Below are 10,594 nucleotides of genomic sequence, written 5' to 3'. Positions count from 1 at the left end.
GGATTGAAAGATATATATAAACAATTGCATGAATGGCCAAAAGAAAAGGTTGAGCTCCTCAAGCAAATGCTTGAGGAGCAAGGCATAGATATCGAGAGGGAGGTAATCCTTCCTCTCGATCAACAGGTGAAGGAAGTCCCAGTTAGCTTTGCGCAGCAGCGCTTATTTATATTAGATCAATTAAACCCTGGTAACCCAGCCTATAACATGCCAGCAAGGTCACGTGTTAAGGGAAGCTTTAAACCAGAAAACTTTATTCAAAGCCTGAATTTGTTGATTAAAAGGCATGAATCTCTTAGGACGATATTTAGATTTTCCGAACAACGTGAACCGATTCAAATTGTTCTGGATGAACTTCAACTTGATGTTCCAATCATTTCTTTAACCAAGGACCATTTAGAAGAGAAGGAAAATAAAGTAGAAAAGCTACTTTATGAGGATACAAATGAATGTTTCAATCTACAAAAAGGACCGTTGTTACGGTGCAAGATAGTTCATTATGACAAAGAAGAGTATCTGATTCTCTTCAATATTCATCATATAATTAGCGACGCCAGGTCATTGGAGGTTTTATACAAGGAGTTATGGACCATTTATGAATCATTACAAAACAAAAAGGATCATTCATTGCCTAAACTCCCTATTCAGTACTCCGATTATGCGGCATGGCAACATCGTATATCGACAAATGGGAAAATGAAGGAACAAGAACATTACTGGAAAAAGAAGTTAGCTGGTCAACACGAGAAGCTTGAACTTCCAGCTGATCAGCAGCGTCCGAAGGACAATACTTTTAAGGGTGGTTATTATCAAAGTCATTTATCGACCACTCTGAATGATAAGGTAAAATTATTTTGTAGAAGAAAACGGCTTACTCCATACATGTTTTTCATGACTACCTTCTTTGTTTTACTACATAAGCTTACCGGTAAAGATGAAATTGCGATTGGAACACCATTTGCAAACAGAGATCGTGTTGAGACAGAGAATCTAATCGGATTTTTTATTAACACTCTTGTCATGAAAGTGGATATTGAAGAGAGCCTAACATTCGAGGAAGTATTAGAACGTGTAAGGGATGTGTCATTAGAGGCATATGAAAACAAGGATATTCCATTTGAGAAGGTTGTAGAACTCGTTAATCCAGAACGCGATTCAGACCAGATGCCCTTGTTTCAGGTTATGTTTAATTTTGTAAAACTAAATCAATTAAACCATACACAGTCTGGATTGACTATCGAACCGCTAAATGGGAATTATGAAGCTATATATACAAAGTTTGATGTAACTTTGTACACATTTGAAACGGAAACTGGGTTCAAATTGAACATGCTCTATAATGCAGATCTGTATAGTAAAAGTAGAATAATGGAGTATATAAACCAATTTCATCTTATTATTGAACAAGTTATAGAGAACCCTACAATCCTGTTATCTGATATTTCTCTATTAACACAAGAGATGAGAACAAAAGTAGAAAATCCAACAAAGTTATTAAAGCGCGAAGATCAATCAAGTATCATTAGTGGCTTTTTAAATCAGTGTAAACGACAACCAGACTATCCTGCAATTCATTATGGGAACCAGGAAATAAGCTATGATCAGTTAGATAAAATTAGTAATAAAGTGGCAAATTATCTTGCTCAGCAAGGGATTCTCAAAGGTGATCATGTCGTTATTGTATCCCAAAGGTCACCAGAACTGATTTACAGTCTGATAGGGATATTAAAAGTAGGTGCGTCATTTACTATATTAGACTCCATCCATCCAGAGGCTGTTTTAGAAAAGCAGTTACGGTCTATTGAATACCAGGGAATCATTGATTTATCAATGGATTATAAAAGTCAAAAATTTACCGAACAGAAAATACAAGGTAGTCTGAAGGCACAGCTTTTTTCTCTGAATCATGTATTGAATCATTATAGTGATGATTCGTTTCTAGTAAAGATAAGCGGTGATGACCGTGCATACTTTAGTTTAACATCGGGTACAACTGGTGAACCGAAAGTGATCCAAGGTACTCATGGCCCTGTTACCCATTTTATAAAATGGTATATTTCTAAGTACAACATGGCTAACGATGATCGATTTTCTATGCTATCTGGTCTGTCACATGATCCATTACTAAGAGACATTTTTGTTGCGTTATGGGTTGGAGGAACTGTCTGTATACCGCATTTTGATCATAGTAAAGAGCCGGATAAATTGCACGAGTGGATTGAAGAAAAGAAGATACAGGTGATACATTTGACACCAGGCCTATTTAGCATTTTACAGGTAGCAAAAAGTCAAACTTCTCTCGAAAATGTAAGACTTCTTGGGGTTGGAGGGGAGTCTTGGACATTCTCAGAGGCAGAAAAAATGAAAGAGAAGTTTCCGGGTGCGACAATAATCAACTTCTACGGGACAACAGAAACTCCACAAGTCATGGGTATTTATGAACTAGATCATGTTCATCTGGGGAAAAGAGAAGTTGTTCCGATTGAACGCGGTATTGAAGATGTTCAGTTACTTATTCTAACAATGAATGGTAAGCAAGCAGGCTTGGGCGAGATAGGAGAACTGGTAATACGTACCCCATATTTAACGGATGGTTATATCGATCAAGCACTCACTGACCAGAAATATATATCCAATCCTTTTACGAATAATCTAAATGATAGACTGTATCGAACGGGTGACAAGGCAAGATACCATATAGATGGAAAGATTGAGATTATAGGAAGATGGGATGAGCAAGTAAAAATCAGGGGATATCGAGTAGAAATACCTGAAATTGAAAAGGCTCTCATTAGTTTTAACAAAGTACAAAAATCGGCCGTCAAAGTTGCTGAAATAGGTAATTCACATGAGTTATATGCTTATGTTCAAGTAGATGACCCAGAATCGGTAGCAGCATTAGAAATTCAACATCATATAGAAGGTTTATTACCTCATTATGCTGTCCCGCAAAAGATAATAGTTTTAAAACAATTACCACTAAACAGAAACGGAAAAGTGGATAAAAAGTCCCTTCCAGTTTTTGGAGAAATCCAGGATAATGAGCATAGAGAATTCACCCCGCCAAGTACGGATTTGGAAAAACGAATTGCCCAACTATGGCAGGAATTATTAAATGTGAAGAAAGTGGGATTGAACGACCATTTTTTTGCATTAGGTGGACATTCGTTATTAGCGACACAACTAATATTACTAATTAAAGAAACTATAGGTGTCACAATTCCATTAAAAGCGATATTCGAAGGGCCAACTCTACGTCAGCTTATTGAAATTATTGAACAGCAGGAGGAAGGGTCTACTAATAATGGAACTTATTTAAACAAGGACCAGAGTATTAAGAGAGTTGAAGATAATCCTAATGGTTATCCGTTATCTTTTAATCAACAGAGACTATGGTTCTTAAATCAACTTTACCCTGAACAAACATCGTATCATATGTACTCCGCTATAAAATTAACAGGATCATTGAATGAGATGGCTTTAGAGAAAAGTATTTCGGATATCATCATGAGGCATGAAAGCCTAAGAACTAATTTTATTTACTCTAAAAAGGACGATATGCCATTACAGGTTATTCATAGAGAAAGAGAAATTTCCATACAAAAACATTCATTAGTCAACGAGAAAGAAGTTGACCAGGAAAATAAGATTCGGAATATTGCGGAAGATGCAATATTGGCAAATTTTGATTTGGAAAAAGACTCCCTCTTACGTGTGGTGATCATTCAGAAAAGTGAACTTGAACATCTTTTACTTATTGTCATGCACCATATCATTTCGGATGCTTGGTCAGTAGGTGTGTTTAACAAAGAGCTAGTAGAGCTATATAATTTCTATCATGATGGGGTGGAGAGCCCACTTCAGGAATTAAATATACAGTATCGAGATTTTGCCAATTGGCAACAACAGAGTATTAATCGTGATTCTTATCAAAGCGACTTGGCTTATTGGGAAGAAAATTTGTATGGACTCGAGCCTGTAGAGTTGCCAACCGACTATCCAAGGAAAGTATCATTGGAGGATCGAGGGGATCGTGTTTATCTTCGCTTTTCAAAAGAGATGACTGAAAAATTGGTTCAGCTATCTGACGCCAATGAGTCGACGATTTATATGACAATGCTATCCATTTTAAATCTACTAGTCTATCGTTATACAGGTTCTAATGACATTAGTATTGGGTCACCGATAGCGAATAGAACGCTGAAAGAGTTAAATCCACTGATTGGATTTTTTGTCAACACGTTAGTAATGAGGTCTGAAGTGTTGCCTTCCATGACTTTCTCTGACTTATTAAAACAAGTGCGGGGTACCAGTTTAGAGGCGTTTGAACACCAACAAACCCCATTTGAAGCAATTGTGGATCGACTCCAACCAAATCGTCATCTGAACCAGACACCATTATTCCGGATAGGATATGTTCACCAAAATACTCCGATGGAAAAAGTTGAGTTAAGTGGGCTAACGATTCAAGGTGTGGAACTCCCTATTTATTCGGCTAAGTTTGACACCATGTTTATATCTTGGAATAGTAATGATCAGTTGTGCTTAGCAATAGAGTATAACACTTCGTTGTATCGACGTAGTACTATTGAACGAATGTCAAGTCATATCTACCAGTTGATTCATAGTGTAATAGATGCTCCGAATACACCACTGTCGGCCATTCCTATGCTAACAGAAAGTGAGAGGGAAATTCTGTTACATAAATGGAATGATACGGAGGAATTGCTGGACTATAGACGGAGTATTATAGAGTATTTTGAAGAACAAGTAAGAAAAACTCCATTCCATAGGGCTCTGAAATATGAAGGGAAAGCTCTAAAATATGAGGAACTAAATGAGAGAAGTAATCAGTTAGCATACTATTTAATGAAAAAAGGAGTCAAGCCAGGAGATTATGTAGGAATCTCTATGTATCGATCAATTGAAATGATAGTTTCCTTACTCGGAATTCTAAAAACAGGTGCAGCATATGTACCGTTAGACCCGGATTTTCCAAAAGATCGAATCAACCATATGATTAAGGATACGAATATGGAGATAGTACTTGTACATCCTGATACGAAGAAGGTATTTGAAGGTACTGGGATGTCCATAAACTTAGTTGACTTGGTTCAGCAGAAACCAGAGCTGTATCAAATGGAAAAAGTCAATCCAAGTGTTCAATTAGATCAGGAGTCAGTGGCATATGTCTTATACACATCTGGATCAACCGGAAAGCCCAAAGGGGTTGAAGTTAAACATACCGGGGTGAGTAACCGTCTTTTATGGATGCAACGATACTTTCAATTACAGGATTATGATTGTGTGCTTCAAAAGACTCCATACAGCTTTGATGTTTCGGTTTGGGAATTCTTTTGGCCATTAATGACAGGTGCAACATTGGTTATGGCAAAGCGTGATGGTCACAGAGATCCAGAATATTTACAGCGAATCATCATGGAGGAGTCTATAACAACGATCCATTTTGTTCCATCAATGCTAGCACAGTTTTTAGAATTTGGTGATATTAGTCAATGTCATACCTTAGAGAGAATTATTTGTAGTGGCGAGGAACTGACGAATGAACTGCAACAACTATTCTTCCATAAAAGAAGTTCTGAAGGTCAAGAACTGTATAATCTTTACGGTCCAACTGAAGCTTCAATCGATGTAAGTTATTGGAAGTGTTTACCTGGTCAAGAGGCAAACAAGGTACCAATTGGGAAACCAATTTCTAATATCCAACTATATATATTAGATTCAAACAAACAGCTAGTTCCTATTGGGGTACCAGGTGAACTATATATTGGTGGAATAGGACTTGCAAAGGGATATTTGAATCTGCCAATACAAACGCAGGAAAAATTTTTAGAAAACCCATTCAATCCCAATAGTCTCTTATATGCAACAGGGGATTTAGTGAAGTACATGGAAGATGGGAATATAGTCTATTTAGGTAGAATAGACCATCAAGTGAAAGTTAATGGAAATAGGATTGAGCTAGGAGAGATAGAAGCTGTTATTACAAGTCATCTAGATGTAAAACAAACAGTAGTTACAACTATCCCAAGTGATACAGGTGTACGTCTGGTAGGCTATGTAGTTCTTCAAAAGGAAGAAAGAATCATTTCAAATCTTGATGAACTAAAAACATTTGCATTAACGAAACTACCTACTTACATGGTTCCAAACTTATTGATTGAACTAGAAAGCTTGCCGTTATCTTCAAATGGTAAGGTAGACAGAAAACAACTTCCGATACCAGATGTGAAACAACTAATGTCTAAAGAGGACTATATTCAGCCGAGAACAGAAGAAGAAAAGGTAATTGCAAGCATTTGGTCAGAAGTACTGGGTGTCGAAAATGTAGGCGTAAACGATAGCTTTTTTGCCCTTGGTGGTGATTCAATCAAGAGTATTCAAGTTGTTTATAAGATTAGGGATCATGATTACCAAATATCTGTTGAAGATATTTTTCAATATGACTCGTTAGATGAACTCGCTAAGCAATTAAAGAATGTTAAGGTAGTAAATCAAGAAAGCAAAACTTCCGATACATTCAGTCTTATTTCTGATGAGGACTTGAATAAGCTTTTTCAATCATGACACTACTTAAATTGATATGAAATAAGGAGTGAATGAAATGAGTAAAACAGTTACTTACGATAAAACACAAATTGAAGATGCTTACCCACTCACGAATCTTCAAGAAGGTATGCTATTTCATAGCTTATATAATCATCAAAGTGGAGTATATCATGATCTAATGAGCTATCACTTAAAAGGGAAATTTGATGAGGGCCTATTCAACCAAGCTTTGCAAAATATGATGAAAAATCATGCTGTACTAAGAACCTCCTTTGATTTAGTACAGTTCTCACAACCTCTTCAAATCGTCCATAAGTCAGTCATTCCGAATGTGGAATTTATCGATGTTTCCCATATACCACAAGAACAACAGCTTGACAGGATAGAGCAATGGCTTTTGCAGAAGAAAAAGGAGTCGTTTGATTTTAACACCCCCCCACTATTTAGGGTCTATATACACAATAGGGGAGAAGGTTCGTTTCAACTAAGCGTCTTGTTTCACCATGCGATACTAGATGGTTGGAGTGCTTCCTTATTCATTTCAGAGCTTCTTAAAGAATACCACTCCCTATACACCACTGGACAATCTACATCAAAAGGACAATTGGAAGTATCTTTTCGAAACTTTGTTGAAATGGAGAAACAAGCAATTGAATCTAGTGAAAACCGAACATATTGGAAAGAAAAGTTAAAAGACTACCAGGGGAGCTCACTACCTGAGTTTGAGATATTATCGCCGGATGAACAGAACATGGTAGGCTCAAAGATTTCTGAGAAACTTTATAAACAACTAATGGATTTATCCAAAAACTTAAGAGTACCATTTAAAACTATACTATTTGCTGTACATCTTAAAGTAATGGGATTCATAACAGGACAAACAGATGTTATGACTGGTCTAGTAACTAATGGTAGACCAGAAAGTAAAGATGGAGATAGGATACTAGGATTATTTTTAAACACTCTACCAGTTCGATATCAGGTCGGAAATGAATCCTGGGCTGATTTTATCAAAAATATCTTTAATCTTGAAAAGGAGCTTATGCGGTATAGGCGATTCCCTCTTGCTGAGATGAAGAATATGTTTGATGGCTCTATATTATTTGAAACAGCTTTCAACTATACTCATTTTCATCATACGAATGAGGAAGAACTCAAAGAGGGTTCTCTTAAAATTGTCGACCGATATTTTAATGAAGTAACTAACTTCCCATTAATGGTTCATTTCAGGCAGAGTTCTAGTAATCGTGAACTTTACCTTACATTACAATTTGATCCAGAACGAATCCCATTGTCATATGTGGAAAGAGCCCATCAATACTTTATAAAGGCTTTAAAACTGATGGTCCAAAACGAGAATTCACCAATACAACAAAATGACCTGTTAACGGAAGAGGAACTAGACCAAATCAATAATTGGAATAATACAGAAAAGAAATACGATGATTGCCTAGTGCAACAGTATCTAGAAGAAATATCGGCACGCAAACCAGAACAAATTGCCGTTACTTTTAATGGTGAATCCATGACTTATCGAGAGTTAAATCAAAAGGCTAACCAGGTGGCGCATTACTTAAGAAAACAAGGAATCGGACCTGACAAGCTTGTTGGGATATGCATGAATAGGTCAATTGAAATGGTCATTGCTATTTGGGGAATATTAAAATCCGGATCAGGTTATGTCCCTATTGCACCAGAAGATCCAAAAGAACGAACGCAGTTTGTGATTCAAGAAGCGGAGCTACAAACCGTATTGACGGAACAGAGTACGAAGGGAACATTAGTTGACATCACCAATATTAATGAAATTTGTTTGACTGATTGGGCATTACACAGTGAGAGTATTGAAAACCCGCAAGTCACTGTAAAAGGGGAAAATGTAGCTTATGTTATCTATACCTCAGGTTCAACAGGGAAACCAAAAGGAGTTGAGGTTCTTCATCAGGGACTTACGAATCGGTTGGAGTGGATGCAAGACTACTTTAGCTTATCAGATAAGGATGTTGTTCTGCAGAAGACTCCGTATACATTTGATGTATCTGTGTGGGAATTTCTATGGCCCTTGATGGTAGGAGCTAGACTTGTAATTGCGAAGCCAGACGGTCATAAGGATCCACAATATTTAGGCAAACTGATGGAGGACGAAAAAGTTACAACAATGCACTTCGTACCTTCGATGCTAAGAGCCTTTCTTGATTTTAATCACACTCATACACACAAGCATTTAAAAAGGGTGATTTGTAGTGGAGAGGAGCTTACGAAGGAAATTCAAGACAAGTTTTACAAACACTATCGGGATAAATCTCTTTTCAACTTATACGGACCGACTGAGGCATCGATTGATGTCACGTATTACGAGTGTGAAAAGGATTCTCCGTATTCTAAAATCCCGATTGGGAAACCAATTGCCAATACAAAGATTTATATTTTAGATCATCACTTAAACCCTGTACCTATTGGTGTACCAGGTGAATTGTATATCGGAGGTGTGGGCTTAGCAAAAGGGTATCTCAAAAGAAAAGAGCAAACCTTAGCTAGCTTCATAACGCATCCAAATACACAAGAAAGACTTTATAAGAGTGGCGATTTAGCTCGCTATAGATTAGATGGAAATATCGAATATCTAGGGAGAATCGATCATCAAGTTAAACTGAGAGGGAACCGGATTGAACTTGGAGAAATTGAGTCTGTATTAAGACAAATAGAAGATGTAAAGGATTCTGTGGTTCATGTTTTTACCCATTCAGATGGTGAGCAGGCTTTAGTCGCTTATCTAGTTGCATCAAATGAGCTGGATTTCTCTGTCATTAGGAGTGAGTTAAAAGATAAGATACCTTCCTATATGCTTCCTTCACATTATATGACAATCAAAGAAATCCCTAGGACTTCGAGTGGAAAAGTAAATAGAAAAGGACTGCCAAAACTTGAAACCAATCGCTCAAGTCTATCAACTAAATTAATACCAGCCAGAGATGACATTGAAAAGAAACTTGTAGAAATGTGGCAGGAAGGATTAAACGTTAATCCAATAGGAATTACCGATGACTTCTTTGAACTTGGCGGGCAATCCTTACTTGCTTTAAGGGTAATGATGAAAATTAACAATGAATTTGATAAAGAATTACCATTATCCGTCTTTTTTGAAAGGGGAAGAACCATTGAAGGTATGGCTACCCTGTTACGTTCCAAAGAAGATGTGCATTCCCCAACGATCATTCCTTTAAATAATGTGACAGGAGATCTAAACATGTTCATGGTGCATCCACATGGAGGGCATGTATTCAGCTATGAGCGACTAGCACATTATTTAGAAAAACATAAGATTGGGCTATACGGTGTACGTGCAAAAGGGTTACAAATTGGAGAAGAACCTTTTCAAGATATTCAAGAAATGGCAAAATTCTACATTTCAAAGATGAAAGAAGTAAAACCTATGGGTCCATACCATATTGGCGGTTGGTGCATGGGAGGGCTAATCTCGTTTGAGATGGCTAGACAACTGTTAAGGGACGGGGAGGAAGTTTTTGTCTCAATCATCAGTTCAAGTATCGTTCAAGGAATTCGTCAAGATCTAGTTGAAGATGATTTAGCACTGATGAATTATGCGATCTCACAAGGGAGAATAGAATTGTCCAGGGATGAACTTCGGGATCTAAGTCCTGAGGATCAGTTAAAAGCGATGTTAGAAGTGGGAGTAGAACAAAACGTTATCCGCAATGATATCAGTAATTTGGAACAAGCAAAAACGTTGTACAAGCTATACAAATATCATCGAACAGCAGTACTAAATTACCAAGCACAACAGATTGATAATAATCTATCAATCTATAAGGCATTGGAAAACCATTTGGCGGATTCGGCACAAGGAGATTTGGGATGGGGACAAGTAACTAAGAAAAACGTTTATGTTACAGAGATTCCTGGGACTCACTATACCATGCTAGCTGAACCTAATGCGAGAGTTGTAGCTGAGAAACTAGCGGAGAAATTGAGTAGAACAACGGAATTTTCTAATAGCAGGTGA

At 37.1% G+C, this 10,594-nt stretch carries 2 protein-coding genes; both read left to right on the top strand.

The annotated features are described in order from the left end of the window. Nucleotides 1-3: 3 nt before the first annotated feature. Nucleotides 4-6,588, top strand: coding sequence for a non-ribosomal peptide synthetase (locus G5W_RS0119520; protein ID WP_010099279.1), 6,585 nt, complete (start codon nucleotides 4-6; stop codon nucleotides 6,586-6,588). Nucleotides 6,589-6,625: 37 nt separating this feature from the next. After that, a complete protein-coding gene (locus G5W_RS0119515) occupies nucleotides 6,626-10,594 on the top strand; it encodes a non-ribosomal peptide synthetase (RefSeq protein WP_010099277.1) in 3,969 nt (1,322 codons plus the stop codon).

The organism is Ornithinibacillus scapharcae TW25 (assembly GCF_000190475.1).
Lineage (GTDB): Bacteria > Bacillota > Bacilli > Bacillales > Amphibacillaceae > Ornithinibacillus > Ornithinibacillus scapharcae.
This window is presented reverse-complemented; position numbering and strand designations above follow the sequence as displayed.